This is a genomic window from Promicromonospora sp. NPDC050880, from assembly GCF_044456525.1.
Classification (GTDB): domain Bacteria; phylum Actinomycetota; class Actinomycetes; order Actinomycetales; family Cellulomonadaceae; genus Promicromonospora.
Map to the genome: position 1 here is coordinate 141,583 of NZ_JBITFV010000011.1, position 26,302 is coordinate 167,884.

At 72.5% G+C, this 26,302-nt stretch carries 25 protein-coding genes; 5 read left to right on the top strand and 20 right to left on the bottom strand.

What is annotated here, in order from left to right; translation table 11 throughout:
* Nucleotides 1-49 precede the first annotated feature (49 nt).
* The 6 genes from ACIBBF_RS17965 to ACIBBF_RS17990 form a co-directional block, all read right to left on the bottom strand.
* Entirely contained in the window at nt 50-724 is a 675-nt protein-coding gene (locus ACIBBF_RS17965) for an SMC-Scp complex subunit ScpB (protein ID WP_397415880.1), read from the bottom strand.
* Nucleotides 721-1,653: a segregation and condensation protein A gene (locus ACIBBF_RS17970; protein ID WP_397415882.1), complete on the bottom strand. Its 933-nt coding sequence runs from the start codon at nt 1,651-1,653 to the stop codon at nt 721-723. The genes ACIBBF_RS17965 and ACIBBF_RS17970 overlap by 4 nt, the downstream gene beginning before the upstream one ends.
* On the bottom strand, nt 1,637-2,524 hold the full coding sequence (locus ACIBBF_RS17975; RefSeq protein WP_397415963.1) for a ParA family protein: 888 nt from the start codon (nt 2,522-2,524) through the stop codon (nt 1,637-1,639). Before ACIBBF_RS17975 ends, ACIBBF_RS17970 begins: the two co-directional genes overlap by 17 nt.
* A 116-nt stretch (nt 2,525-2,640) precedes the next feature.
* Nucleotides 2,641-3,609, bottom strand: a complete 969-nt coding sequence (gene xerD / locus ACIBBF_RS17980) for a site-specific tyrosine recombinase XerD (RefSeq protein ID WP_397415966.1) — start codon at nt 3,607-3,609, stop codon at nt 2,641-2,643.
* A gap of 153 nt (nt 3,610-3,762) precedes the next feature.
* A complete protein-coding gene (locus ACIBBF_RS17985) occupies nt 3,763-4,548 on the bottom strand; it encodes an HpcH/HpaI aldolase/citrate lyase family protein (RefSeq protein WP_397415968.1) in 786 nt (261 codons plus the stop codon).
* Nucleotides 4,549-4,837: 289 nt separating this feature from the next.
* A complete protein-coding gene (locus tag ACIBBF_RS17990) occupies nt 4,838-5,818 on the bottom strand; it encodes a heme o synthase (protein WP_397415884.1) in 981 nt (326 codons plus the stop codon).
* 331 nt (nt 5,819-6,149) lie between these two features.
* On the opposite strand from ACIBBF_RS17990, the gene tkt reads away from it, so the two are divergent.
* Genes tkt through pgl form a run of 5 tightly spaced genes read left to right on the top strand, consistent with a single transcriptional unit; the run spans nt 6,150 to nt 12,693 of the window.
* A complete protein-coding gene (gene tkt, locus ACIBBF_RS17995; protein ID WP_397415886.1) occupies nt 6,150-8,255 on the top strand; it encodes a transketolase in 2,106 nt (701 codons plus the stop codon).
* Between the two features lie 40 nt (nt 8,256-8,295).
* Nucleotides 8,296-9,432, top strand: coding sequence for a transaldolase (tal, locus tag ACIBBF_RS18000; RefSeq protein ID WP_397415888.1), 1,137 nt, complete (start codon nt 8,296-8,298; stop codon nt 9,430-9,432).
* The gene (gene zwf / locus ACIBBF_RS18005; RefSeq protein WP_397415890.1) at nt 9,429-10,991 is read left to right on the top strand and encodes a glucose-6-phosphate dehydrogenase; all 1,563 of its coding nucleotides are present in this window, start codon (nt 9,429-9,431) and stop codon (nt 10,989-10,991) included. Before tal ends, zwf begins: the two co-directional genes overlap by 4 nt.
* Complete coding sequence (opcA, locus tag ACIBBF_RS18010) at nt 10,988-11,917, top strand: glucose-6-phosphate dehydrogenase assembly protein OpcA (protein ID WP_397415892.1); 930 nt, start codon at nt 10,988-10,990, stop codon at nt 11,915-11,917. Before zwf ends, opcA begins: the two co-directional genes overlap by 4 nt.
* Nucleotides 11,917-12,693 (top strand): 6-phosphogluconolactonase, encoded by a 777-nt coding sequence (gene pgl, locus ACIBBF_RS18015; protein WP_397415894.1) that lies wholly within the window; start codon nt 11,917-11,919, stop codon nt 12,691-12,693. The genes opcA and pgl overlap by 1 nt, the downstream gene beginning before the upstream one ends.
* Nucleotides 12,694-12,802: 109 nt before the next feature.
* Here the strand turns inward: pgl and ACIBBF_RS18020 are convergent, their stop codons facing one another.
* The 14 genes from ACIBBF_RS18020 to ACIBBF_RS18085 all read right to left on the bottom strand — a co-directional run bounded on the left by ACIBBF_RS18020 (nt 12,803) and on the right by ACIBBF_RS18085 (nt 26,302).
* Nucleotides 12,803-13,165 carry an RNA polymerase-binding protein RbpA gene (locus ACIBBF_RS18020; protein ID WP_397415896.1) on the bottom strand — a complete coding sequence of 121 codons (363 nt, stop codon included), beginning with the start codon at nt 13,163-13,165 and terminating at the stop codon, nt 12,803-12,805.
* A gap of 54 nt (nt 13,166-13,219) precedes the next feature.
* A complete protein-coding gene (secG, locus tag ACIBBF_RS18025; protein ID WP_119144792.1) occupies nt 13,220-13,462 on the bottom strand; it encodes a preprotein translocase subunit SecG in 243 nt (80 codons plus the stop codon).
* A 257-nt stretch (nt 13,463-13,719) separates the two neighbouring features.
* On the bottom strand, nt 13,720-14,490 hold the full coding sequence (gene tpiA, locus ACIBBF_RS18030) for a triose-phosphate isomerase (RefSeq protein WP_397415970.1): 771 nt from the start codon (nt 14,488-14,490) through the stop codon (nt 13,720-13,722).
* A 55-nt stretch (nt 14,491-14,545) separates the two neighbouring features.
* Complete coding sequence (locus tag ACIBBF_RS18035; protein ID WP_397415898.1) at nt 14,546-15,763, bottom strand: phosphoglycerate kinase; 1,218 nt, start codon at nt 15,761-15,763, stop codon at nt 14,546-14,548.
* Between the two features lie 125 nt (nt 15,764-15,888).
* On the bottom strand, nt 15,889-16,893 hold the full coding sequence (gap, locus tag ACIBBF_RS18040; RefSeq protein ID WP_397415901.1) for a type I glyceraldehyde-3-phosphate dehydrogenase: 1,005 nt from the start codon (nt 16,891-16,893) through the stop codon (nt 15,889-15,891).
* Nucleotides 16,894-17,195: 302 nt separating this feature from the next.
* On the bottom strand, nt 17,196-18,176 hold the full coding sequence (whiA, locus tag ACIBBF_RS18045; protein WP_119144784.1) for a DNA-binding protein WhiA: 981 nt from the start codon (nt 18,174-18,176) through the stop codon (nt 17,196-17,198).
* 18 nt (nt 18,177-18,194) lie between these two features.
* Nucleotides 18,195-19,403, bottom strand: coding sequence for an LLM class flavin-dependent oxidoreductase (locus ACIBBF_RS18050; protein WP_397415903.1), 1,209 nt, complete (start codon nt 19,401-19,403; stop codon nt 18,195-18,197).
* A complete protein-coding gene (locus ACIBBF_RS18055; RefSeq protein ID WP_397415905.1) occupies nt 19,403-20,518 on the bottom strand; it encodes an LLM class flavin-dependent oxidoreductase in 1,116 nt (371 codons plus the stop codon). Before ACIBBF_RS18055 ends, ACIBBF_RS18050 begins: the two co-directional genes overlap by 1 nt.
* A 59-nt stretch (nt 20,519-20,577) precedes the next feature.
* Nucleotides 20,578-21,834, bottom strand: coding sequence for an LLM class flavin-dependent oxidoreductase (locus tag ACIBBF_RS18060; RefSeq protein WP_397415908.1), 1,257 nt, complete (start codon nt 21,832-21,834; stop codon nt 20,578-20,580).
* 5 nt (nt 21,835-21,839) lie between these two features.
* Nucleotides 21,840-22,943 carry an ABC transporter substrate-binding protein gene (locus ACIBBF_RS18065; RefSeq protein WP_397415910.1) on the bottom strand — a complete coding sequence of 368 codons (1,104 nt, stop codon included), beginning with the start codon at nt 22,941-22,943 and terminating at the stop codon, nt 21,840-21,842.
* Nucleotides 22,940-23,704: an amino acid ABC transporter ATP-binding protein gene (locus tag ACIBBF_RS18070; RefSeq protein WP_397415912.1), complete on the bottom strand. Its 765-nt coding sequence runs from the start codon at nt 23,702-23,704 to the stop codon at nt 22,940-22,942. The genes ACIBBF_RS18065 and ACIBBF_RS18070 overlap by 4 nt, the downstream gene beginning before the upstream one ends.
* A complete protein-coding gene (locus tag ACIBBF_RS18075; protein ID WP_397415914.1) occupies nt 23,701-24,798 on the bottom strand; it encodes an amino acid ABC transporter permease in 1,098 nt (365 codons plus the stop codon). The genes ACIBBF_RS18070 and ACIBBF_RS18075 overlap by 4 nt, the downstream gene beginning before the upstream one ends.
* A complete protein-coding gene (locus tag ACIBBF_RS18080; protein WP_397415916.1) occupies nt 24,795-25,433 on the bottom strand; it encodes a GNAT family N-acetyltransferase in 639 nt (212 codons plus the stop codon). The genes ACIBBF_RS18075 and ACIBBF_RS18080 overlap by 4 nt, the downstream gene beginning before the upstream one ends.
* Nucleotides 25,430-26,302, bottom strand: coding sequence for a DUF1684 domain-containing protein (locus ACIBBF_RS18085; RefSeq protein ID WP_397415918.1), 873 nt, complete (start codon nt 26,300-26,302; stop codon nt 25,430-25,432). Before ACIBBF_RS18085 ends, ACIBBF_RS18080 begins: the two co-directional genes overlap by 4 nt.

Below are 26,302 nucleotides of genomic sequence, written 5' to 3' on the forward strand. Positions count from 1 at the left end.
GGTGAGTCGGGAAGGACGCCGCCCGGGCGGCCCGGCACCACGCAGGTACCTAGGAATCCAGCCCGTCCAGCCCGTCGATCGTGTCGAGGTCCGGCAGGTGCGGCGCCAGCGGAGGCAGCTCGTCGAGCGACGAGAGGTCCATCCGCTCCAAGAAGTATCCCGTGGTTCCGAACAACACCGCACCCGAGCTCGGGTCCTGCCCGATCTCGGCGATCAGCCCCCGGGTCAGCAACGTCCGCACCACGCCGTCCACGTTCACCCCGCGCACGGCGCTGACCTGGCCCCGGGTGACCGGCTGCCGGTAGGCGACCACCGCGAGCGTCTCCAGCGCCGCCTGGCTCAGCTTCGCCGACTGACCGTCCAGCACGAACCGGCCCACGGGGTCCGCGTGCGCGGAGGAGGAGTAGATGCGCCACCCGTCCACGGTCCGGCGCAGCTCGAAGCCGCGCGGCCGGCCGCCGAGGTGGCCGGCGTACTCGTCGGCCAGCTCGTGCAGGACGTCGTCCGTCTCGTCCTGGGTCAGGTTCAGCGCCGCCGCGATACGGTCCGCGCCGATGGGCGCGTCCGCCACCATGAGCACCGCCTCGATCGCGGCGTGCGCCCCGCCCGGGAGCGTGTGCACGTCGACGAGCGCGGGCTCGTCCGGTGCCGCGGGGGCAGGAGCGGCGTCGGCCTCCGTGTCCGGGGCCGGGGCGTCGGCCAGGGCCTGTTCCTCGACGGTCATGCTGTCGCCTCCGTTCCGGGCTGCTCGGTCTCGTCGTCCTCGTCGAACTCGCTCGGGCCGGCGGCCGGATCGAGGTACTTCTCCCCGTCCGCGGGGCCCGCGGTCCACCGCACCGTGAGCTCGCCCAGCGGGCTGACCTGCTCGAAGCCGACCAGCGCGTCGCGGAACAGCTCCAGCAGCGCCAGGAACCGGGCCACCGTGACCAGCCGCTCGGTCCCCGCCGTCAGCGCGCGGAACGTCACCGACCGTTCGGTGCGCAGCCGCCGGACGATGACGCCGGCCTCCTCGCGCACGCTCACGGCGGAACCGTGCAGGTGCGCGAGGCCCACCACGGGCGGCGGCTTCGGCGCCAGCACCTTCGCGGCGAGCTCGGCGAGCTGCTCCCCCGTCGTGTCCCACACCAGCTCCGGCAGGATCGCGGCGAGGTGCGGCTCCAGGGGCGCCAGGCGCGGCACGCGGCGTCCGCCCGCAGCCATCCGCTCCGCGACGAGCTTGGAGACCTCCTTGTACGCGCGGTACTGCAGCAGCCGGGCGAACAACAGGTCCCGGGCCTCGAGCAGCTCCAGGTCCTCGGCGTCCTCGTCCACCACGCCGGGCAGCAGGCGGGCCGCCTTGAGGTCGAGCAGCGTGGCCGCGATGACCAGGAACTCGCTGGCCACGCCCAGGTCCCAGGACTCGTGCACCTCACCGCGCTCCGCCGCTTCGCGCGAGGCGCGCTCGGCCTCCCGGATGTGCGCGACGAACTCGTCGGTCACGACGGCGAGCGCCACCTCGGTGACGTCCATCTTGTGCTTCGCGATGAGCGAGAGCAGCAGGTCGAACGGCCCCTCGAAGTTGTGCAGCCGGACCTGGAAGGTGCGGGAGGAGCGCCGCTCGTCGGCAGGCGTGTCGGCCTCGGGCGGCGCCTCCGCCTCAGGCAGCGTCGCCACGGGCCACGAGCTCCCGGGCGAGCTGACGGTACGCCGCGGCACCGGGGTGGCCCGGGGCGTAGGCGGTGATCGGCTCGGCGGCGACGGTGGCGTCGGGGAACTTCACGGTGCGCCCGATGACGGAGTGCAGCAGGGTGTCGCCGAAGGCCTCGTGCACCCGGGCCACGACCTCCCGGGAGTGCAGGGTGCGCGAGTCGTACATGGTGGGGAGGATACCGTCGATCTCCAGGGCCGGGTTGAGTCGGTCCCGCACCTTCTCGATGGTCTCCACCAGCAGCGCGACACCGCGCAGCGCGAAGAACTCGCACTCCAGCGGGATCAGCACGCCGTGCGCCGCCGTCAGGGCGTTCACCGTGAGCAGGCCGAGGCTCGGCTGGCAGTCGATGAGGATCACGTCGTAGTCGTCCATCACCGGGCGCAGCGCGCGGGCCAGCACGGACTCCCGGGCGACCTCGCCCACGAGCTGCACCTCGGCGGCCGACAGGTCGATGTTCGCGGGCAGCACGTCGAGGTTCTCGATGCCCGACGGGATGAGCACGTCGCGGATGTCCACGCCCCGCTCCATGAGCAGGTTGTAGACCGTGAGGTCGAGCTCGTGCGGGTTCACGCCGATGCCCACGGACGCGGCGCCCTGCGGGTCGAAGTCGACCAGCAGCACCTTGCGCCCGTACTCGGCCAGGCACGCGCCCAGGTTGATGGTCGTGGTGGTCTTGCCGACCCCGCCCTTCTGGTTGCACATCGCGATGATGCGGGCCGGGCCGTGGCTCGTCAGCGGCGCGGGCTCCGGCAGGTCGGGCATCACGCGCCCGACCACGTCGCGCACCGCGTCTGCGTCCTCGGGTGCGCCGACGACCGTCTTCCCGAGAAGCATGTCGGTCATCGTGCCCGCTCCCTCCTGGCTGGGTGCCTCGCTCACGCCCGCCACGCTATACCAGAGTGTGGGCACCGCCGGGTCGAAGCCTCGGCGTGGCGTCCTTCGGACGGCGGCTACCGCTCGCGGGCGCGCGGGTGGGCGGCGGCGTAGACCTCGCGCAGCGCGTCGGGGGTGACCATCGTGTAGATCTGCGTGGTGGTCACCGACGCGTGCCCCAGCAGCTCCTGGACCACGCGCACGTCGGCGCCTCCGGACAGCAGGTGGGTGGCGAACGAGTGCCGCAGCGTGTGCGGCGAGACGTGCTCGGTCAGGCCGGCCCGCGCGGCGGCGGCCTGCAGCGCCGCCCAGGCGGTCTGGCGGGACATCCGCGCGCCGCGCGTGTTGAGGAACAGCGCGGGTGTCCCCCGGCCGGCCGCGGCCAGCTCCGGGCGGGCGCGCACCAGGTAGGCCTCCAGTGCGTCGCGGGCGAACGAGCCCACCGGCACCACACGCTCCTTGGACCCCTTGCCCAGCAGCCGGACGGCACCCGGGTCGCCCACGCCGTCGACGTCGAGCCCCGCGATCTCCGAGATCCGCGCGCCCGTGGCGTACAGGAGCTCCAGCAGTGCCCGGTCACGCAGGGGCAGCGGCCCGTCGCCGGTGCCCGCGGCGTCGAGCAGGGCGGCCACGTCGTCCACGGACAGCGCGTGCGGCAGACGCCGGAGCTGGGTGGGTGCCCGCACCTCGGCCGACGGGTCGTCGACCGCGAGCCCCTCGGCCTGGGCGAACCGGTGCCAGCCCCGCACGGCGGCCAGGGCGCGGGCGGTGGACGACGGCGAGAGCGGCCGGCCGCCGTCGGACCCCTGCCGCAGCGCCTCGACGAAGCCGGTGACGTCGGCCTCGGTGACCCCCGCGAGGTCGGTGCGTCCGGCGGCGTCCACGAACGCCGTGTACCGCACCAGGTCGCGCCGGTAGGCCGCCACGGTGTTGGCCGAGAGGCCACGCTCGACGCTCAGGTGCGCGAGGTAGTCCCGCAGGGCGCGGTCGAGCACGTCGGCCCGGGGCCGGTCGGAGACCCGGCGGGACGACGCCTGGTGGGACAGGTGGGACCGCTGCGGGTGGGACGGCTGCAGGTGGGCCGTGGCGGTGGACACCGCCCCATCATGCCGAGCCCGGCCCGCCACGGGGGCGGGGCACGCCGGGAGGACGCCACGCCGGGCCGGGCACGACGGGCCCGGCCCGGCGCGATGGCGCGGTCAGGCCGGGTTGATGCCGAACAGCTCCGCGCGCGACCGGATCACCTGGGCGCGGGCGAGACGGGGCTTGTCGCTGCCGTCGCGGATCACCGAGCCGGCGGCCTCGAACTCGGCGAAGAAGTCGACGGCCCAGGCGACGTCGGACGGGCTGGGCGCGAACGACTCGTTGATGACGCTGGACTGCTCGAAGTCCAGGCAGAGCTTGCCGGTCATGCCGAGGTTGACCGCGTCGGCGGACTGCTCGCGCAGCAGGGCGTGCGAGGAGCCCACCGTGGGGCCGTCGACGGGACCGGGCAGGCCGCCGATGCGGCTGGCGAGCACGAGCCGCGTGCGCGGGTAGGCCATGGCCATGGGCTCGTTGGCGGCGCCCGTGTCGCGGCGGTAGTCGCCCGAGCCGAACGCGAGCCGGAACGCACCGCGCGCCTTGGCGATGTGCACGGCCTCCTCGATGCCGAGGGCCGACTCCACGAGCGGGATCACCGGGACGTCGCCGCCGAGCCGCTGGGCGGTGTCGACCACGTCGTCCGCGCTCTCGGTCTTGGCGAGCATGACGCCGTTCAGCCCGTCCAGACCACGCAGGTAGGCGACGTCGTCCGCCCAGGACGGCGCGGTGCGGTCGTTGATCCGCACCCACGCGCTGCCACCGCTCTTGATCCACCGGATGACGTTCTCGCGCGCCTCGTCCTTGAGCGAGACGTCGATGGCGTCCTCGCAGTCCAGGATCACCTGGTCCGCGCGGGAGAGCTGCGCCTTGTCGAAGAGCTCGGTCCGCATCGCGGAGAGCAGGAGCCAGGCCCGCGCGTAGTCGGGGGCGACCCGCGACTTCTCACGGGCGGCACGGCGCGGCCCGAGGTCGTTCTCGGGGACGACGGCGGACGCCGTCGGCAGACCCGCGGAGTAGCCCGAGGACTGCGGGGCCGGCTGGTCGGCAGGAGCGGTGGTTCGGTCGGCTGGGGTCTCGGTCACCAGGTCAGCCTAGGCGGGGACACCGACACGGGCCGAATCATGAACCACTACATGGGCCCGAACAATATGAACAGAAGACCGCCTTGACGAAACACCCCCGGTGGCGACCTCAGAACGGCAGGAAGACGTCCACCGCGACCGCGACGAAGAGCAGCGACAGGTAGGTGATCGACGCGTGGAACACCTTCATGGCGCCGAGCTTGCCGCTCGCGCGGCCCTGTGCCCGGCGCAGCATCGCGATCGTGGACCACAGGAACCACGCACCCAGCGCGGCGGCCACCACGGTGTAGACCCAGGACATCCCGGCCAGCGGCGTCAGCAGGAGCGAGCAGGCGATCATCGCGAGCGTGTAGCCCACCATCTCGGCGGCCACGCGCTTGTCGTCGCTGACCACCGGCAGCATCGGGACGTTCGCGTTCGCGTAGTCCTTCTTGAACTTGATCGACAGCGGCCAGTAGTGCGGCGGCGTCCAGAAGAAGATGATGCCGAACAGCGCGAGCGCGGACCAGCTCAGCCCACCGGTCACCGAGGCCCAGCCGATGAAGACCGGCATGCAGCCCGCGATGCCGCCCCAGACGATGTTCTGCGGCGTGCGGCGCTTGAGGATCATCGTGTAGCCGACCACGTAGATGGCGATGGCCGCGAGGGTGAGCCACATCGCGGCCCAGTTGATGACCAGCGCGAACCACGCCAGCGACAGCAGGCCGAGGATCGAGGCGAACACCAGGCCCGCGCGCGGGGTGATCTCTCCGGTCGCCAGCGGGCGCTTCTTGGTCCGGTTCATCACCTGGTCGATGTCCCGGTCCCACCACATGTTGAACGCGTTGGCGCTGCCCGCGGCGCCGGCGCCGCCGATCAGCGTGGCCACGATCAGCCAGAAGCCCGGCAGGCCGTCCGCGGCCAGGATCATCGTGGGCACCGTGGTCACCAGCAGCAGCTCGATGACGCGGGGCTTGGTCAGCGCGACGTACGCACCCGCCCTCCGCAGGAACCAGCCGCCCGGGCGCTGTCCGACGTCGGCGGTGGGCTCCTCGGCGCCGGACGTCTCGGCACGCGCGGTCTGGCCGGTGGTCGGGTGGCTCGTTCTCACGCGCGTCGCAGTTCCGTTCGGGAGGGTCCGGAGGTCGGTGTCGCACCTGGTAGGCCCTGTTGCCGACGCGGTGCGTGCCCATGGTACGTCGCCCCGCGACCCGGTCGCGCCCCGCATTCCCGCAGCAGCCTGTGAGATATGTCCCCGGCCAGGGGCCTGTGCAGCCTGTGGACAGCCCTGCGCGACGGAAGACACGCGCGTATAGGGTTGTTGACGCCATCGAATGAAGGGCGGCCGGCATCCCGCCGCCGCCGCACGCACGCTGCACGGCTCCGAGGCCCGTCCGCTCTCCGGGCAGGACAGGGGCCGCCGGCGGAGAGAAAGAGGACTCGTGAACGCTTTCGACCCCGTGCTGAAGCCCCTGGAGTGGTCGGAGCTCGACGAGCGAGCGGTCAAGGCCATCAAGGCGCTGGCCGCGGACGCCGTCGAGAAGGTGGGCAACGGACATCCCGGCACCGCGATCTCGCTCGCGCCGGCCGCGTACCTCCTCTTCCAGAAGGCGATGCGCCACGACCCGGCCGATCCGTCGTGGCTGGGCCGCGACCGCTTCGTGCTGAGCGCCGGCCACTCGTCACTGACCATCTACCTGCAGCTCTTCCTCGCGGGCTACGGCCTCGAGATGGACGACATCGCCGCGCTGCGCACCTGGGGCTCCAAGACCCCGGGCCACCCGGAGTACGGCCACACCGCGGGCGTCGAGATCACCACCGGCCCGCTGGGCCAGGGCCTCGCGTCCTCCGTCGGCATGGCGTTCGCCGCGCGCCGCGAGCGGGGCCTGCTCGACCCGGCCGCCGCCCCCGGTGAGTCGCCGTTCGACCACCACGTCTACGTCATCGCCTCCGACGGCGACCTGCAGGAGGGCGTGACCTCCGAGGCCTCCTCGCTGGCGGGTCACCAGCAGCTCGGCAACCTCATCGTGATCTGGGACGACAACAAGATCTCGATCGAGGACGACACCAACATCGCGTTCACCGAGGACGTGCTGGGGCGCTACGAGGCCTACGGCTGGCACACCCAGCGCGTGGACTGGACCTCGGGCGACGGCGGCTACGCCGAGGACACCGACGCGCTGGCCGCCGCGCTCGACGCCGCCAAGGCGGAGACCGGCAAGCCGTCGATCATCGCGCTGCGCACCATCATCGGCTGGCCGTCGCCCACCAAGCAGAACACCGGTGGCATCCACGGCTCGGCCATGGGCGCCGACGAGATCAAGGGTCTCAAGTCCGCGCTCGGCCTGGACCCCGAGGCGACGTTCGCCATCGACGACGAGGTGCTGGCCTACACGCGCTCCGTCGCCGAGCGCCAGGCCACGCAGCGCGAGGCCTGGGAGGCCGCCTTCGCCGCCTGGTCGGAGGCCAACCCGCAGCAGGCCGCGCTCCTGGCGCGCCTGCGCACGCACGAGCTGCCTGAGGGCTGGACCGACTCGCTGCCCGAGTTCGAGGCGAGCGAGAAGGGCGTCGCGACCCGTGCGGCGTCGGGCAAGGTGCTGACCGCCCTCAAGGACGTGCTGCCCGAGCTGTGGGGCGGCTCGGCCGACCTGGCCGGATCCAACAACACGACCATGGACGGCGTGCCGTCGTTCGTGCCCACCGAGCACGCGACCAAGAAGTTCCCGGGCGACCCGTACGGCCGCACCCTGCACTTCGGCATCCGCGAGCACGCGATGGGCTCGATCCTCAACGGCATCGTCCTGCACGGCCTGACCCGCCCGTACGGCGGCACGTTCCTGCAGTTCGCCGACTACATGCGGGCCTCGGTCCGCCTGGCCGCGCTGATGGGCATCCCGTCCACGTTCGTCTGGACGCACGACTCGATCGGTCTCGGCGAGGACGGCCCGACGCACCAGCCGGTCGAGCACCTCGCGGCGCTGCGGGCCATCCCGAACCTCGACGTCGTCCGCCCGGCGGACGCGAACGAGACCGCCTGGGCGTGGCGCGGCATCCTGGAGAACACGAAGAACCCGGCCGGCCTCGTGCTGACCCGGCAGAACGTGCCCACCTACCCGCGCGGCACCGACGGCTTCGCCGGCGCCGAGGGCACCCTCAAGGGCGCCTACACGCTGCTGGACACCGAGGGCACGCCCGACGTCGTCCTGGTGGGCACCGGGTCCGAGGTGCAGCTCGCCGTCGAGGCGCGCGCGATCCTCGCGGCCGACGGCGTCCAGGCCCGCGTGGTGTCCATGCCGTCGCGCGAGTGGTTCGACAAGCAGGACGAGGCCTACCGCGAGTCGGTCATCCCGTCCGGTGTGAAGGCCCGCGTGTCGGTCGAGGCCGGCGTGGCGCAGGGCTGGCGCGAGGTCGTCGGCGACGCCGGCCGCATCGTGTCGCTCGAGCACTACGGCGCCTCGGCGGACTACAAGACCCTGTACGCCGAGTACGGCATCACGGCCGAGGCGGTCGCCCAGGCCGCCAAGGAGTCGATCGAGGCGGCGTCCTGAACCGCGCCGGAACACCTGGACACGAGAGAGGAAGGGCACGATGACTGACAGCACCAGCGACAGCGGCGAGAACGTCAGCCCCACCGAGCGGCTGTCCGAGGCGGGTGTCGCCATCTGGCTCGACGACCTGTCCCGTGAGCGGCTGCGCACCGGCAACCTCGCGGAGCTGGTCGCCACGAAGAACGTCGTGGGCGTGACGACCAACCCGACGATCTTCGCGGCCGCGCTCGCCCACGGCGACGCGTACGACGGCATCCTGGCCGAGCTGGCCGGGTCCGACGTGGAGTCCGCGGTCGAGCGCATCACCACCGACGACGTCCGGGACGCCGCCGACGTGCTGCGCCCGGTCTACGACGCCACGTCCGCCGTGGACGGCCGGGTGTCCATCGAGGTGGACCCGCGGCTCGCCCGTGACACGGCGGCGACCGAGACCACGGCCGTCCGGCTGTGGGAGACGGTCGACCGGCCGAACGTGATGATCAAGATCCCCGCCACCGTCGAGGGTCTGCCCGCGATCACGTCGACCCTCGCGAAGGGCATCAGCGTCAACGTGACGCTGATCTTCTCCATCGAGCGGTACCGGGCGGTGATGGACGCCTTCCTGGCCGGCCTGGAGCAGGCCAAGGAGGCGGGCCACGACCTGTCCGTGATCGGTTCGGTGGCGTCGTTCTTCGTGTCCCGTGTGGACACCGAGATCGACAAGCGCCTGACCGCGATCGGCACGGACGAGGCGCTCGCGCTGCGCGGCCAGGCCGCCATCGCCAACGCCCGGCTGGCGTTCGCCGCCTACGAGGACGTCTTCGCCGGTGAGCGCTGGGCCGCCCTCGCGGCCGCCGGTGCCCAGCCGCAGCGTCCGCTGTGGGCGTCCACCGGCGTCAAGGACCCGGCGTACCGCGACACGATGTACGTGGACGAGCTGGTCGTGGCCGGCGTCGTCAACACCATGCCGGAGAAGACGCTCGACGCGTTCGCCGATCACGGCATCGTGCTGGCGGACACCGTGACCGGCTCGGGCGAGCAGGCGGCCGCGACCATCGCGGCCATCGAGGCGCAGGGCATCTCCATGGCCGAGGTGACCGCACAGCTGGAGGACGAGGGCGTGACGAAGTTCGAGGTCAGCTGGGACGAGCTCCTGACGACCACCAAGGCCGGGCTCGACGGGGCCGGCGAGCGGTGAGGCCAGCCAAGATCGCGCAGGGGGTCAACCCCCTGCGCGACCCTCTCGACCTGAGGCTGCCGCGCATCGCGGGCCCGAGCGGTCTCGTGATCTTCGGTGTGACGGGTGACCTGTCGCGCAAGAAGCTCATGCCGGCCGTCTACGACCTCGCCAACCGCGGGCTGCTGCCGCCCGGCTTCGCCCTGACCGGCTTCGCCCGGCGCGACTGGGAGGACCAGGACTTCGCGCAGGTGGTGCACGACGCCGTCAAGGAGCACGCCCGCACCCCGTTCCGGGAGGCGACGTGGCGCCAGCTCGCCGAGGGCATCCGCTTCGTGCAGGGCTCCTTCGACGACGACGAGGCGTTCGAGCGCCTCCGGGAGACCGTCGAGACCCTGGACAAGGAGCGCGGCACCGGCGGCAACCACGCGTTCTACCTGTCGGTCCCGCCGTCGGCGTTCCCGGTGGTGTGCGAGCAGCTCTCCAAGCACGGGCTGTCGCGCCCCGACAACGACGCCGACGGCGACGGGGTCGACGCGTGGCGCCGTGTGGTCATCGAGAAGCCGTTCGGCCACGACCTGGCCAGCGCGCGCGAGCTCGACGCCGTGGTGTCGAAGGTGTTCGACCCGGACTCGGTGTTCCGCATCGACCACTACCTGGGCAAGGAGACCGTCCAGAACCTGCTGGCGCTGCGGTTCGCGAACACGATGTTCGAGCCCATCTGGAACTCGAGCTACGTGGACCACGTGCAGATCACGATGGCCGAGGACATCGGCATCGGCGGCCGTGCCGGGTACTACGACGGGATCGGCGCCGCCCGCGACGTCATCCAGAACCACCTGATCCAGCTCCTGGCCCTGGTGGCCATGGAGGAGCCGGTGAACTTCGACGCCGCCGAGCTGCGCGCCGAGAAGATCAAGGTGCTCTCGTCGGTGCGCCTGCCGCGCGACCTCGGCAAGCACACCGCCCGCGGCCAGTACGAGGCCGGGTGGCAGGGCGGCGAGCAGGTGCAGGGCTTCCTGGACGAGGACGGCATCGCGAAGGACTCCACCACGGAGACCTTCGCCGCCATCCGGGTCGACGTCGACAACCGCCGCTGGGCGGGTGTCCCGTTCTACCTGCGCCACGGCAAGCGCCTGGGCCGCCGCGTCACCGAGGTGGCCGTGGTGTTCAAGAAGGCGCCGCACCTGCCGTTCGAGTCGTCCCTGACGTCCGAGCTCGGCAACAACGCCCTGGTGATCCGCGTGCAGCCCGACGAGGGCGTCACGATGCGGTTCGGCGCCAAGGTGCCGGGCACGGCCATGCAGGTGCGTGACGTGACCATGGACTTCGGGTACGGGCACTCGTTCACCGAGTCCTCCCCCGAGGCCTACGAGCGGCTCATCCTGGACGTGCTGCTGGGCGACCCGCCGCTGTTCCCGACGCGGGAGGAGGTCGAGCTCTCCTGGAAGATCCTCGACCCGATCACGTCGTACTGGGCGCGCAAGGGTCAGCCCGAGCCGTACGCGTCCGGCACCTGGGGTCCGGCGTCGGCAGACGCCATGATGGAGCGCGACGGCAGGACCTGGAGGCGACCGTGATCATCGACATGCCGGACACGACGACCAACGACGTCAACAAGCGCCTGGTGCGCCTGCGTGACGAGGGCGGGGCGGTGGCCCTGGGCCGCGTGCTCACCCTGGTGGTCCTGGCCGACGAACGGGACGTCGAGGAGGCGGTCGAGGCCGCCAACGACGCGAGCCGTGAGCACCCGTGCCGGGTCATCGTCGTGGCCCCCGCGGCGCGCGGTACGGACGCACGGCTCGACGCGCAGATCCGCGTGGGCGGTGACGCCGGTGCCTCCGAGGTGGTGGTGCTGCGCGCCTTCGGCCCGCTCCTGGAGCGGACGGACACGCTCGTGATGCCGCTGCTGCTGCCCGACGCCCCGATCGTGGCCTGGTGGCCGCGCGAGGCGCCGGCGGTGCCGTCGCAGGACCCGGTGGGCGCCATGGCGACGCGGCGGATCATCGACAGCACGGTGGCCAAGAACCCGGTGGAGATGCTGGGCAACCTCGCAGGGGCGTACGCCCCCGGGGACACGGACCTCGCGTGGGCGCGCGTCACCCTGTGGCGGGCGCTCATCGCGGCGGCCGTGGACCAGCCGCCGTACGAGCCGGTGCTCGGCGTGACCGTCGAGGGGCAGAAGCGGCACACGTCGCTCGACCTCCTGGCGGGCTGGCTGGGCGCCCGGCTGAACTGCCCGGCCGAGGTGGTGCGCACCGACAGCGACGACGCGATCACGCGGGTGACGCTGGAGCGCAAGAGCGGGCCGATCGTCCTCGACCGCCCCGACGGGCGCACGGTGACGATCACGCAGCCCGGCAAGCCGGCGCGACGGATCGCCCTGCCGATCCGGGCGCTCAACGAGGCCCTCATCGAGGAGCTGCGGCGGCTCGACCCGGACGAGGTCTTCGAGGAGACCCTCATTCGGGGCCTGGGAACCGTCACGACGCGGACGGCGGCCTGATGTCCCAGGCGACCGGCGTGCGGCTCGTCGTCGTGCACCCCGACAAGGAGGTGCTCGCCCAGGCGGCGGCCGCACGGCTGCTCACGCGGGTGCTGGACGTGCAGTCGGTCCGCTCCCCCGTGCACGTCGTGCTCACGGGCGGCACGGTCGGTATCGCGACCCTGGCGGCCGTGGCCGCGAGCCCGCTGGTGCCGGCCGTCGACTGGTCGGGCGTCCACCTGTGGTGGGGCGACGAGCGGTTCCTCCCGGACGGCGATCCCGACCGGAACGAGACGCAGGCACGGGAGGCCCTGCTCGACGCGCTCGTCGCCGGGCACGGCCTCCCGGAGGCCAACGTGCACCCCATGCCCGGCCCGTCGTCGGTGGCGACACCCGAGGAGGGGGCTGCAGCCTACGCCGCGCTCCTGGGCGAGCACGCGGCGCCGGGCGACGGGTCGGTGCCCGTGCCCACGTTCGACGTGCTGCTGCTCGGCATGGGCCCGGACGGGCACGTGGCCTCGCTGTTCCCCGGGCACGAGGGTCTGGCCGCACAGGGCGTGACCACGGGCGTGCACGGTTCGCCCAAGCCTCCGCCGGAGCGGGTCTCGCTGACGTTCGACGCGATCCGGTCCGCGCGTGAGGTGTGGGTCGTGGCGGCCGGTGCCGAGAAGGCGGACCGGGTCGCGGCCGCGCTGGCCGGCGACCCGGTGTCGGAGGTGCCCGCCGCGGGCGCCGTCGGGCTGTCCCGGACGCTGTGGCTCCTGGACGCCGAGGCCGCCGGGACCCCGCCGACGTAGAACGACGGCGAGGGAGAACAGAGAACTGGAGCGGAACGGCCCCTTTCCCGGGTGCTCGTTCCGCTCCAGTTCTACGTCGCCGTGGTTCTCCCTCGGCGTGCTAATTCTCTTAGCCTGCGACGCGGCCGCCACGGCGGACGCGCAGCGCTTCCAGCGCCTCTTCCAGGAGTGCTGCGCCGTCCTCGTCGGACCGGCGCTCCTTCACGTAGGCGAGGTGCGTCTTGTAGGGCTCGTTGCGCACGGGGGAAGGCGGGTTGACCGGGTCCATCCCGGCGGGGAAGCCGCAGCGTGGGCAGTCCCACTGTGCGGGGGCCTCCACATCCTCACCCACCGAGAAGCTCGGCGCCGTCTCGTGCCCGTTGGCACACCAGTAAGAAACTCGGACGCGCGGGGCCGTGTCGCCCCGCTCCGTCTCCCCGAGGGGGCCGGCGCCTACCCGGCTCCCTCGAATCGCATGACCGCCTGATGCCACGTCTGTCGTCCCCTCTGTGTGTGGCCGTCAGCTGCTAGGCGCTTGGCGACCGGGTCAGCTGACCTTCTGGATGAGGCCGAGCAGGACGATCACCACGGCCCACACGAGGGCGAAGGCGATGGTGATGCGGTTGAGGTTTCGCTCGGCCACGCCGGACGAGCCGGCGCCCATCGAGATACCGCCACCGAACATGTCGGACAGCCCGCCACCCTTGCCCTTGTGGAGCAGGATGAGCATGGTGAGGAAGCCGCTGGTCAGGACCAGCAGGACTTCCAGGATGATGCGGAGCACGTCCACGGGTTCACGTCCTCGGTTGTAGGTGTGCCGGGCGTCACCCGGCGGCGGATTTCCGGTCAAGAGTAAGCGAGACGTACCTCACAGTGCGAACCCCCTGTTCAGGACTTCGTGAAGCCTGGAAAGGGAGCCGTACCTGGAACATCGCGCCCGAGTGAGAGTACCTCAGCCAGGTTGCGTACCGGTCTCGGAACCACGACGTGTCAGGCGTGCAGATCACCCGGGTGACCTGCACGCCTGACGTGCGCTCAGCTCCGGTCTCAGGCGGTGACGTGAGACTGGTACCGCGCGATCTTCGCGAACTCCTCGGGGTCCAGGCTCGCGCCGCCCACCAGGGCGCCGTCGACGTCGGGCTGCGCCATGATCTGCGCGACGTTGCCCGACTTCACCGAGCCGCCGTACAGGACGCGGACGCCGTCGGCGACGGTCTGGTCGCACAGCTCGCCGAGCACCCGGCGGATCGCACCGCAGACCTCCTGCGCGTCCTCGGGTGTGGCGACCTCGCCGGTGCCGATGGCCCAGACGGGCTCGTACGCGATGACGATCTGGGCGACCTGCTCGGCCGGGACGTCGGCCAGCGCCGCCTCGACCTGCGCCAGCGTGTAGGAGACCTGGTCGCCCGCCTTGCGCACCTCCAGGCCCTCACCGACGCACAGGATCGGCGTCAGGCCGTGCGCGAACGCGGTACGGACCTTGGCGTTGACCAGCTCGTCCGACTCGGCGTGGTACTCCCGGCGCTCCGAGTGCCCGACGACGACGTAGGTGCAGCCCAGCTTGGACAGCATCGCCCCGGAGATCTCGCCCGTGTACGCACCGGACTCGTGCTTGGACACGTCCTGCGCACCGTAGACGAGCTCGAGCTTGTCGCCGTCCACGAGGGTCTGCACCGACCGCAGGTCGGTGAACGGCGGCAGCACCGCCACCTCGACCGCCGCGTAGTCGTGCTTGGCGTCCTTGAGGGACCACGCGAGCTTCTGGACCGTGCTGATCGCCTGCTGGTGGTCCAGGTTCATCTTCCAGTTGCCCGCCATCAGGGGCGTGCGGGTGGTTGCCACGTTCTTCTTCTTTCTTCTGGGATCAGGACGGTCAGTCGGCGAGCACGGTGAGGCCGGGGAGCTCCTTGCCCTCCAGCAGCTCCAGGCTCGCGCCGCCACCGGTCGAGATGTGGCTGAACCCGGCCTCGTCGAAGCCGAGCGCACGCACGGCCGCGGCGGAGTCGCCACCGCCCACGATGGAGAACCCGCCGGCGGCTGTCGCGTCCACGATGCCCTGCGCCACGGCACGCGTGCCCGCGGCGAACGCCTCGAACTCGAACACGCCCATGGGGCCGTTCCACGCGATGGTCCGCGCGTCCGCGAGCTTGCCGGCGAAGAGCTTGCCCGACTCAGGGCCGATGTCGAGGCCCATGGTGCCGTCCGGGATGGCGTCGGCGGCGACGACCTGGTGCGGCGCGTCCGCGGCGAACGAGTCCGCCGCGACGATGTCGACCGGCAGCACGATCTCGACGCCGTTCTCCTCGGCGGTGGCGAGGTAGCCCTTGACGGTGTCGATCTGGTCGCTCTCCAGCAGGCTGTTGCCCACCGACAGGCCCTTGGCCGCCAGGAACGTGAAGACCATGCCACCACCGATGAGGAGGCGGTCGGCCTTGGTCAGCAGGTTGGCGATGACGCCGAGCTTGTCCGAGACCTTGGAGCCGCCGAGCACCACGGCGTAGGGCCGCTCCGGGTCGCCGGTCGCCTTCGAGAGCGACTCGACCTCCTTGAGCACCAGGTCGCCGGCCGCGGCGGGCAGCACCTGCGCGACGTCGTACACCGAGGCCTGCTTGCGGTGCACCACGCCGAAGCCGTCCGAGACGAAGGCGTCCGCGAGCTGTGCCAGCTCGCCCGCGAGCTCGGCACGCTCCGCGTCGACCTTCGAGGTCTCGCGCGGGTCGAAACGGACGTTCTCCAGCAGGGCGACCTGGCCGTCGGCCAGCTCCGCGACGGTCTTCTGCGCCGACGGGCCGGTAAGGTCCTCGGCCAGCGCGACGGGGGCGCCGAGCAGCTCGCCCAGGCGCTCCGCGACGGGCGCCAGCGAGTACTTCGCCTCCGGAGTGAAGCCGTCGGTGGGCTTCGGCCGGCCGAGGTGCGCGGTCACGACCACACGGGCGCCCGCGTCCGCCAGACGCCGCAGCGTGGGCAGGGCGGCGACGATGCGCCCTTCGTCGGTGATCGCCCCGGTCTCCTTGTCGAGCGGGACGTTGAAGTCTGAGCGGACCAGGACGCGCTTGCCGCGCAGGTCGCCGAGGGAGTCGATGGTCTTCATGAGCACTCCAGGTCGGGGACCGGCCGCCACGAGGCCGGTCGAAGCTTCGTTACATGACGACGTCCGCGTGCGCCGGCTGGCCGATGCGCACGCGGACGTCGGGGTTCACGCCGGGACGAGAGGCGTCAGAGCTTCTCGCCGACGAACACGGTGAGCGAGACGAGGCTGTTCGAGTAGCCCCACTCGTTGTCGTACCACGAGACGACCTTGACCTGGTTGCCGATCACCTTGGTGAGCTTCGCGTCGTAGATGCTCTGGTGCGGGTTGGTCACGATGTCCGACGAGACGATCTCGTCGTCCACGTACTCCAGGACGCCCTTGAGCGGGCCCTCGGCGGCAGCCTTGACCGCGGCGTTGACCTCCTCGACGGTGACGTCGCGGGGGGCCTCGAAGGTGAGGTCCGTGGCCGAGCCGGTGATGACCGGCACGCGCAGGGCGTAGCCGTCCAGCTTGCCCTTGAGCTCCGGCAGCACCAGGGCGACGGCCTTGGCGGCACCCGTGGTGGTGGGCACGATGTTCTGCGCGGCCGCACGGGCACGACGCAGGTCCTTGTGCGGGCCGTCCTGCAGGTTCTGGTCACCCGTGTAGGCGTGGATCGTGGTCATGAGGCCACGCTCGATGCCGATCGAGTCGTTCAGGGCCTTGGCCAGCGGGGCGAGGCAGTTCGTGGTGCACGACGCGTTCGAGATGATGTGGTGCGCCGCGGCGTCGTACTGCTCGTGGTTGACGCCCATGACGAACGTCGCGTCCTCGTTCTTGGCCGGGGCCGAGATGATGACCTTCTTGGCGCCGGCGTCGATGTGCGCCTTCGCCTTGGTGGCGTCCGTGAAGAAGCCCGTGGACTCGATGACGATGTCCGCGCCCAGCTCACCCCAGGGGAGGTTCGCGGGGTCGCGCTCGGCCAGCGCACGGATCTTCTTGCCGTCCACGATGATGTTGTCGTCGTCGAAGTCGACCGACTTGCCGAAGCGGCCCAGCGTCGTGTCGTACTTGAGCAGGTGCGCGAGAGTCTTGTTGTCGGTCAGGTCGTTGACGCCCACGACCTCGATGTCCGCACCCGACTCCACGAGAGCCCGGTAGAAGTTCCTGCCGATACGGCCGAAGCCGTTGATGCCGACGCGGATGGTCACAATGCCCTCCTCAGGGGCGCCGGCCGTCCCGGCGCACACGTTTCCTTGTATCTGTCGCCACTCCCGTCGATGGCCGACGGTGAAGTGCGTTCGTCAGGGTTTTCCGGGCACCGCGACCTCGCGACGACCCGAACGGGAAACGCGATGGTCACGGCGTCGTCACCTGACGATTTCGAGCCTATACCCGAACCGCACCCGACCGTGACCCGAGCCGGACAGTGTGGAACTCCCGGTTCTGTTCGTTCTCACAAACCGGAAGTGGCACATCCGGCACGGTCCGGGTGAAGTATGGTCCGCTCCGCTCAGAGGTCGAGCAGGTCCGCGGGGAGGCCGGCCTCCGTGTCCGGGATGCCCAGCTCCAGGGCACGCTTGTCGGCCGTCGACAACAGCCGGCGGATCCGGCCCGCCACGGCGTCCTTGGAAAGCTGCGGATCGGCCAGGCGGCCCAGCTCCTCCAGCGACGCCTGCTTGTGCGCCAGCCGCAGCTCACCGGCCTGCCGCAGGTGGTCGGGCAGCTCGTCGCCCAGGATCTCGAACGCCCGCTGCACGCGCGCCCCCGCCGCCACCGCGGCCCGGGCCGAGCGTCGCAGGTTCGCGTCGTCGAAGTTCGCCAGGCGGTTGGCGGTGCCGCGCACCTCGCGGCGCTCGCGGCGCTCCTCCCAGACCTTGAGCGTCTCGGGAGCGCCGATGCGCTCCAGCATGCGGCCGATGGAGTCGCCGTCGCGGATGACGACGCGGTCGATGCCCCGCACCTCGCGGGACTTGGCGGCGACGCCGAGGCGGCGCGCGGCGCCTACCAGGGCGAGCGCCGCCTCCGGTCCGGGGCTGGTCACCTCCAGCGCCATCGACCGCCCGGGCTCCGTGAGGGAGCCGTGGGCGAGGAACGCGCCGCGCCAGACGGCTTCGGCCTCCTGCACCCCGGCGGACACGACCTCCGGGGCCAGCCCGCGCACGGGGCGGCCCCGGGCGTCGAGCAGGCCGGTCTGACGGGCCAGCGACTCCCCCTCGCGCACCACGCGCACCACGAACCGCGAGCTCTTCCGCAGCCCGCCCGCCTGCACCACGATGAGCTCGCTGCTGTGCCCGTACAGGTCGTGGATCGCGTGCCGCAGCCGCGTCGCCGCGGACTCGGTGTCGAGCTCCGCCTCGATCACGACCCGACCGGAGATGATGTGGAGACCGCCGGAGAACCTCAGCGTCGCGGAGACCTCGGCCTTGCGGCACGACGTCTTCGCAACCCTCACCCGAGCGAGCTCCTCCTTGACCTGTCCCGTGAGCGCCATGGCGTCATCCTGCCATGGTCACCGCCGGGCCGACGGGGTGGAATCGCGGAAACTCGGGGCAATTGTCCCGGCGTGTCGCCGTTCGGGGCCGTCCACCCCCGGACCTACCTCGGCGAGCGGCCCCGTGCCGTGCGCGGCCGTGAACCCGGCGGCGCGCCGCGCGTCCCGCGGACCCCACAGCTCCGTGCCGACCTCGGCACGGACCACGGGCGCCACCTCCGCCGCGAACCGGCGCAGCACGTCCTCCTGCCGGGCCGGTTCGAGCAGGTGGTTCACGGACACGGACTGCAGGACGTGCCCGAACGACGCGTGGTAGTCGAGGATCTTCTCGGCCACCCGCTCGGGCGAGCCCACGAGCGCGGGTCCGCGGTCGACGGCGTCCTGGAGAGTGCGGAAGCTCGTCACCTTGCCGACTGCGCCCGGCGCGTGCCTGCGCTGGTCCTGCTGGCGCACCTGGCCCTCGTAGATGGGCCGGTACTGCTCGATGGCCGCCTCCGTGGTGTCGGCCAGGAAAAGACCACCCGAGCCCGCGCCCACGAACCCGTAGGCCGGGTCGTGCCCCGCGGCCGCGTACCGCTCCCGGTACCGGTCGATGAGCACGGCGTAGTTCTCGCGTGGCTGCAGGGCGTTCGCGCTGACGATCGGGTCGCCGTGCTCGGCCGCCAGGTCGACGGCGAACTGCGACGTCGCCGAGCCGTGCCAGATGCGGAACGGCCCCGCGAACGGGCGCGGGAGCGTGGTCGCGTGCTCCAGCCGGTGCCGGTACCGCCCCTCCCAGGTGACGTCCTCGGCGGAGAGCAGCAGCCGCAGCAGCTCGTAGTTCTCCCGCAGGTACTCGTACTGCTTGGCGATGTCCAGGCCGAGCAGCGGGTACTGCAGGTCCTCGTTGCCCTTGCCGATGACGATCTCCAGGCGGCCGCGGCTGAGCTGGTCGATGGTGGCCAGGTCCTCGGCGAGCCGGATCGGGTCGTGCAGGGACAGCACCGTGACGCCCGTGGAGAGCAGGATGCGGGACGTGCGGGCCGCGATGGCGCCCAGCAGCACCGTCGGGGCCGAGGACAGCACCGGGCCGGCGTGCCGCTCCCCCACCGCGAACGAGTCGAACCCGAGCTCCTCCGCGAGCACCGCGGTGTCCACGATCCCGTTCAGCCGGTCGGCGGGCGGCACCTCGCGGCCGGTGACGGGGTGGGGCGGGTTGAACGCGATGTCCAGGACCTGGAAGCGCATCAGGCCGCCGCCTGCGCCGCCGCGGCGCGGTCGCGCTCCGCCACGCCCTCCTTGACCAGGGGGATGACGTAGCGGCCGAAGTCGATCGCGTCGTCCAGCAGGTCGTAGCCGCGGGCCGAGACCACCCGCACCCCCAGGTCGTAGTACGCGAGGAGGGCCTGCGCGACCTGCTCGGGCGTGCCGACCAGCGCGTTCGAGTTCCCGGCGCCACCGGTCGCCTTCGCCGTGGCGGTCCACAACGCCGTGTCGAACCGCTCGCCCTGGGCGGCGATCTCCAGCAGGCGCTGCGAGCCCGCGTTCTCCGGCTTGTCGATCGGGTGGCGTCGGCTCAGGACTCCGCCCTGGGCCGCCTTGCGCGCCTCGATCCGGTCCAGCACCCGGTGCGCCTTCTCCCAGGCCAGCTCCTCGGTGGGGGCGATGATCGGCCGGAACGCGGCGTGGATGCGCGGCGGCGTCGCCCGGCCCGCCGCGGTGGCCTCGACGTGCACCCGGGCGATCTGCTCCGCGGTGCGGTCCAGCGGCTCGCCCCACACCGCGTAGATGTCGGCCTCCGCGGCGCCGACCGGGTAGGCGGCCTCGGAGGAGCCGCCGAACGAGATGGTCGGCACGTGCCCCTCGACCGGCTTCACGTCGAGCACGAAGTCGTCGAGGTCGTAGAACTCGCCGTGGTGGTCGAACGGCTCGCCGCTGGTCCAGGCCCGCTTCACGATCTGGATGTACTCGCGGGTGCGGGCGTACCGCTGGTCCTTGGTGAGGGTGTCGCCCTCGCGGCCCTGCTCGTGGTCGTTGCCGCCCGAGATGAAGTGCACCGACAGCCGCCCGCCCGAGAGCTGGTCCAGCGTCGCGAACGTCTTCGCGGCGTACGTCGGGTAGGAGACGTTGGGCCGGTGCGCGAGCAGCAGCTCGATGTCCGGCACGTGCGCGGCGACGTGGGCCGCGAGCGCCGCCGGCTCGGGCCCGGAGGAGCCGTAGGCGAACAGGATGCGGGTCCAGCCGTTGTCCCGGTGGGCGCGCGCGATGCGGACCAGGTAGTCGGGGTCGAAGGGCGCGGTGGTGCGGGCGGTGGTCTCGGAGGCGTCACTGGTGGCGGCGATGCCGAGGAACTCGACGGGCATGGGGTTCTCCTTCGCGTGGGGCCGTGCGGGGTTGTTGGTTGTCGGACGGCGGACCGGGTTCAGACGCCGCTGGCCACCCGGCCGGGGCTCGTCGCGGCCCGCTCACCGGTCCCCCAGGCCCGCGCCAGCAGCTCGAACGAGCGGCGGGTCTCGGCGGGGTCGTGGGTGGCGGTGGTGACCAGCAGCTCGTCGGCGCCGGTGACGCGCACGAGCGTCTCCAGGCGTTCGACGACGGTGTCCGGGTCGCCGACGATCCGGGTGTCCACGCGGTCGGCCACGAGGGCACGCTCGGCGTCGGGCCGGTCGGTCCAGGCGGTCGCGGCGGACGGCGACGGGTAGGCGATGGCGCCGCGCTCGCCGCGGCGGATGGACAGCACCCAGTCGGCGAACGGCTCGGCCAGGACGCGGGCGCGTTCGAGGGTCTGCGCGACGAGGACGTCGGCCGACACGATGACGTACGGCTCGGCGAGCACCCCGGGCCGGAACGCCTCCCGGTAGGCCGCCACGGTGTCCAGCACGGTGGCGGGGCTGACGTGGAAGTTGGCCGCGAGCGGTAGGCCGAGCTCGCCGGCCACGCGGGCGCTCTCGCCGCCGCTGGACGCGAGGAGCCAGAGGTCGAACTGGGCCCCCTCGACGGGCGGGCTCGTGTACGCGCCGCCGCTGCGGTCGCGGTAGGTGCCGCGCTGGACGTCGAGCACGAGCTCGACCTCCTCGCGGAAGCCGGCCGGCTCGCGCTGTGCGCCGATCACCTCCTGCTGGGCGAGGATCCGCTCGCGCAGCGCGGGGTCGTTGAACCCGTTCGGCGGCGCGGGAGGCACGTACAGCCCGTCCACGAGCCGCGGTACGGCGCCGGCGCTCGCCGCTGCCCGCCCACCGTCGAACGTGGCCTTGATCGGGTTCTGGGCCGCCTTGGCGCGACTGTTCCCACGTTCGTCTCCCCCGGTCGCGGCCGGGGCCGGCCGGGGGACGGTGAACGCGCGGCCCAGGCCGAGGTCGACCCGGCCGGGGTGCAGGGCGGCGATGGTGCCGAACTGCTCGGCGGCGATCAGGGGCGACGTCGTGGACAGGAGCACGGCCCCGGAGCCGACGCGGATGCGCGAGGTGCGGGCTGCGACGGCGGCCGCGAGCACGGCGGGCGCCGCGGAGGCGACGCCGGGCGCGAGGTGGTGCTCGGCGTACCAGACGCGCCGGTAGCCGAGGGCGTCGAGGTCGACCGCGAGCGCCACGGCCCGCTGGATCGCCGCGGCGCCGGTGGAGCCGTCGGCGACCAGGGCGAGGTCGAGCACGGACAGGGGCACGCGGATGGCTTCGGTCATGGGGCTCACTCCTCCGTCTTGGGCAGGCCGGGCGGGTTGGTCTCGGCGCGGTCCACGGCCTCGACCTCGAGGCCCCAGCGCTCCAGCACCTGCTGGTAGGAGCCGTCCTCGATGGCGTGGTTGAGGGCGGCGGTGACCGCGTCGGCGGCGTCCGCGCCCTTCTTGGTGGCCACCGCGATCTGGGCGGTGTCGGGCCAGCCGCCGTTCAGGGTGCCGACCACCTTGAAGTCCTCCGGGGAGACGGCTGCCTGGTAGGCGAGCGACGCGTTGGGGCCCACGTAGGCCTCGACGCGGCCGGACTGGAGGGCGAGCAGCACGTCGGAGAGCTGCTCGTAGTACTCGGGGCCCTGGATGGGCTCCAGGCCGTCGGCCTGGTTGAGGCGGTCCCACTCGAGCAGGATCTTCTCCTGGTTGGTCCCGGAGCCGACGCCGACGATCTTGCCGGCGATGTCCTCGCGGGAGTCGATGACCAGGTCGGAGTCGGCGGCGGTGAGCCAGCCGAGCTCGTCGACGCGGTAGCTCGAGAAGTCGATGGTCTCCTTGCGCTCCTCGGTGACGGTGACGTTGGAGATGACGGCGTCGACGTCGCCGGACTGGAGGGCGAGCGGCCAGTCGGCCCAGGCCTTGACCTCCAGGTTCAGGTCCTTGCCGAGGGCGTCGGCGACGAGCTGCGCGATGTCGGTCTCGTGGCCGATCGGCGTCTTGTCGTCGTCGGCGAGGAAGACGAGCGGCGGGGCGCCGCTGCCGCTGACGGCGACGGTGATCTCGTCCTTGTCGGCCCACTCGTCGGGCAACAGGGCCACGGCGTCGGCGGACTCGGTGCTGCGGACGCGGTCCTGGTCGGGGCTGGTGCTGACCTGAAGACCGGCGGACTCGGGTGCGTTCCCGGCGAGGCCGGCGGACTCCTCCGTCTCGGGGCGCTCGGTGCTGGCCGCCGAGCAGGCTGCGGTCAGGGCGAGCAGCGGCACGGCGGTCAGGGCGAGGAGGCGGCGGGTGGCGCGTCGGGAGACGGTCACGGTGGTTCCCTTCGGGGCGGGGGTCGGGGCGGGGTTCGGGCGGCGGTCGAGGGTCGGGGCGGGGTTCGGGTTCAGGCGGAGGTCGAGGGTCACAGGACCTTCTCCAGGAAGGCCCTGGTGCGGTCGTTGGCGGGGTGGTCGAGCACGTCGGCGGGCGGCCCCTGCTCGACCACGACGCCCTCGTCCATGAAGACGACGGTGTCCGCGATCTCGCGGGCGAACCCGACCTCGTGGGTGACGACGACGAGCGTGGTGCCGGTGCCGGCCAGCTCCTTGATGACGCCGAGCACCTCGCCCACGAGCTCGGGGTCCAGGGCAGACGTCGGCTCGTCGAACAGGACGACGGCGGGCCGCAGGGCGAGCGCGCGGGCGATGGCGACGCGCTGCTGCTGGCCGCCGGAGAGCTGCCGGGGGCGGTCCCCGGCCCGGTCGGCGAGCCCGACCCGGGCGAGCAGCTCGCGCGCCTCCGCCTCGGCCTCGGCGCGGGGCCGGCCCTGGGCGAAGATCGGCGCCTCGACGACGTTCTCCAGCACGGTGAGGTGCGGGAAGAGGTTGAAGTTCTGGAAGACGAACCCGATGCGGGTGCGCCGCCGCAGGATCTCGCGCTCGGTGAGCTCGCGCAGGGTGCTGCCGCGCCGGGCGTACCCGATGAGCTCGCCGTCCAGGGACACGAACCCGCGGTCCACCTTCTCCAGGTGGTTGATGGCGCGCAGCAGCGTCGACTTGCCCGACCCGGACGGGCCGATGATGGCGGCGACCTCGCCCGGCCGGACCGTCAGGTCCACGCCGCGCAGCGCCTCCAGCAGGCCGTACGACTTGTGCACGCCCCGGATCTCCAGCAGTCCACCGGTCATGCGGCACCTCCCTTCGGTCCGGTGGGTGCGGTGCGCGGCGCGACCCACCGGCCGACCCGGACGCGTGCGGCCAGGGCGGGCGGGACGCCGTCGGGCACGGGGGAGCCGGTGAGGCGCGACCAGCCGACCTGGAGCTCCCACCGCACGCGCTGGACCGGCGTGGGCGGCAGGGTGCGCAGCGCGCCCTTGGCGTAGTGCCGCTCGACGTAGTACTGGACCACCGTGATGAGCGTCGTCAGCGCGAGGTACCAGATCGCGGCGACGATCAGGAGCGGCACCACCCGGCCGTTGCGGCCGTAGATGACGCTCACGATGTAGAACAGCTCGCCGTATGCCAGCACGTACACGATCGAGGTGCCCTTGAGCAGGCCGATCACCTCGTTCACGGCCGTCGGCACGATGGACCGCATGGCCTGCGGCAGGATGATGCGCCGCACCTGGCGGTGCCGCGGCAGGCCCAGGGAGGCGGCGGCCTCGTGCTGCCCCTGGTCGACGCCGAGGATGCCGGCGCGGACGATCTCTGCGCTGTACGCCGCCTGCGACAGGCCGAGGCCCAGGATCGCGGCCCAGAACTTGTCGATCAGGTCGAGCGTGTCGAAGAACAGGAGCTCCGGTCCGAACGGGATGCCCAGGCTCAGCACCGGGTACAGGTACGCGAGGTTGTACCAGAGCAGGAGCTGCAGCAGCAGCGGCACCGACCGGAACACCCACGTGTACGCCCACGACACGGCCTGCAGGAGCGGCGAGCGGGACAGCCGCATCAGGGCCAGCACCGTGCCGAGCGCGAAGCCCACGACCGACGCCGTCACCGTGAGCCGCACCGTGGCCCACGCGCCCTCCAGGATCGAGGGCCATGTGAGGTAGCGGGCCACGACGTCCCACTCCCAGCGGTCGTTCGTGACCAGGGACGAGACCACCATGGCCAGCAGGACGCCGACCACCGCCGTGGCGACCCAGCGACCCGGGTGCCTGGCTCCCACCACGCGCAGGTCCTCGTCCGGGGTGCCCGCCGACGCCGGGCCGCCCGCCCCCGGTGGGAGCCCCGGCGGCGGGTACAGGAGGCGCGACTCGCCCTCGGCCAGCTCCGCGCTCATGCCGTGAGCCACTTCTCGAACGGGAGCGGACCGAACGGCACGTCGCCCGCCAGGTCCGGCGTGGCGACCGGCTCGCCCGCCGCGGCCGCCGTGAGCGGCCGGTACCCGGCGGACCGGTACAGGGCGGCGGCCTCCGGCTGGCGCGGACCCGTGGTCAGGTACAACCGTGGGTAGCCCAGGTCGCGAGCCCGTGCCTCCAGCTCGCCCAGCACCCGCCGCGCCAACCCGCGCCGCCGGTGCGCCGCGTGCGTCCAGATCCGCTTGAGCTCCGCCGTCGGGACCACGGGGACGCCGCCCGCGTCGCGGGTAGCCGGCCGCTCCAGGCGCGCGTCCTCCCCCAGCTCGGGCTCCAGCCGACGCCGGAACGCGCCGCCCGCCACCGGTTCGCCGTCCTCCAGCAGGAGCACCAGCGACCCGACCGGCGGGGCGAACTCGGCGGCGGCGTAGTGCGCCATCTCCGCCCGGTGCTGCTCCTCGGTCAGGAGATCGTGGTAGCGGGCGCGGTACTCGGCCGAGAGCCCGGCCAGCAGCGGTTCGACCAGCGGGTCCGACAGGTGCACGTCACGCACCTCCGCCACCGGGCCGCGACCGGGCGGCCGGGGCGCGGTGGTCGCCGTCGGGGGCAGGGTGCTCATCGGGGTGCCTTCTCGCCCGCCGGTACGGCGAACGGCAGGTGGTTGCCCGCCACCGGGGCGGGGCACGTCCCGAAGCGGGTGAATGCGAACGGCAGGTCGGTCGCCCGGTTCAGGTCGAGGCGCAGCGTGTCCGACGCTGCCGGCTCCTCGCCGGGCACCCCGGCCCGGAGGACCCGCCACGGCGCCACACCGTCCGTCTCGTCGGTGAACAGCAGCCGGGGTTGCGCGAGGGTTCCGGTCAGCAGCAGCAGGTGGTCGTGCGCGATCTCCACCTCGCCGACGGCCTCGACGTGGTGCACGAGGCGGGGCTGTGCCGCGCCGACCGTCAGGCTCACGGCCCGGTCGAACCACCGCACCGGCACGTCCAGCACCCAGGCCGGGTCGTACGCGAACGCGGGCACGCCCGGGAACCCGGTACGGGTGGGGGCCTGGGGATCGCGCAGGCGCAGGCCGTACCGGCCCGTACGGCGCACCACCTCGACGGCCACCTCCTGCTCCCCGTCCGCGCCGGACCGGCCCTCGGGCAGGTAGGTGCCGAGCACCAGGGAACGTCCCTCGGCCACGGCGACCGACGTCGGGGCGCCGTAGCGCACCAGGTCGCCCACCAGCGCGCTCGTGTCACCGGCCGTGGGCCGGGTGAACAGCCTGCCGTCCGCGACCCACCATTCGCCCGGCAGGCCGGGCAGGGGCCGCGGCGTCGACGTCGGCCACAGCAGGGCGACCGGGCTCAACCACCCGTGGGGCTCGCACAGCTTCCGCTCGCGAGCGGCACGCCACGCGGCGTGCTCGCGCTCGGCCGCCGACAGGTCGGGCGGGGCGACGGGGCCGGTGAGGTCCGTGGCGATCGTCGTGCTCCGGGGATCGGTCAT

Bases quoted from the DNA above. Each gene is read 5' to 3' on its own strand.
- ACIBBF_RS18050 (WP_397415903.1), bottom strand. From the start codon at position 19,403: ATGCGCTTCCAGGTCCTGGACATCGCGTTCAACCCGCCCCACCCCGTC.
- ACIBBF_RS17965 (WP_397415880.1), bottom strand. From the start codon at position 724: ATGACCGTCGAGGAACAGGCCCTGGCCGACGCCCCGGCCCCGGACACG.
- tpiA (WP_397415970.1), bottom strand. From the start codon at position 14,490: ATGGCGGGCAACTGGAAGATGAACCTGGACCACCAGCAGGCGATCAGC.
- ACIBBF_RS18080 (WP_397415916.1), bottom strand. From the start codon at position 25,433: ATGAGCACCCTGCCCCCGACGGCGACCACCGCGCCCCGGCCGCCCGGT.
- whiA (WP_119144784.1), bottom strand. From the start codon at position 18,176: ATGGCGCTCACGGGACAGGTCAAGGAGGAGCTCGCTCGGGTGAGGGTT.
- pgl (WP_397415894.1), top strand. From the start codon at position 11,917: ATGTCCCAGGCGACCGGCGTGCGGCTCGTCGTCGTGCACCCCGACAAG.
- ACIBBF_RS18075 (WP_397415914.1), bottom strand. From the start codon at position 24,798: ATGAGCGCGGAGCTGGCCGAGGGCGAGTCGCGCCTCCTGTACCCGCCG.
- ACIBBF_RS18085 (WP_397415918.1), bottom strand. From the start codon at position 26,302: ATGACCGATCCCCGGAGCACGACGATCGCCACGGACCTCACCGGCCCC.
- ACIBBF_RS18035 (WP_397415898.1), bottom strand. From the start codon at position 15,763: ATGAAGACCATCGACTCCCTCGGCGACCTGCGCGGCAAGCGCGTCCTG.
- tal (WP_397415888.1), top strand. From the start codon at position 8,296: ATGACTGACAGCACCAGCGACAGCGGCGAGAACGTCAGCCCCACCGAG.
- ACIBBF_RS17975 (WP_397415963.1), bottom strand. From the start codon at position 2,524: ATGCTTCTCGGGAAGACGGTCGTCGGCGCACCCGAGGACGCAGACGCG.
- ACIBBF_RS18060 (WP_397415908.1), bottom strand. From the start codon at position 21,834: ATGACCGAAGCCATCCGCGTGCCCCTGTCCGTGCTCGACCTCGCCCTG.
- ACIBBF_RS18070 (WP_397415912.1), bottom strand. From the start codon at position 23,704: ATGACCGGTGGACTGCTGGAGATCCGGGGCGTGCACAAGTCGTACGGC.
- ACIBBF_RS18055 (WP_397415905.1), bottom strand. From the start codon at position 20,518: ATGCCCGTCGAGTTCCTCGGCATCGCCGCCACCAGTGACGCCTCCGAG.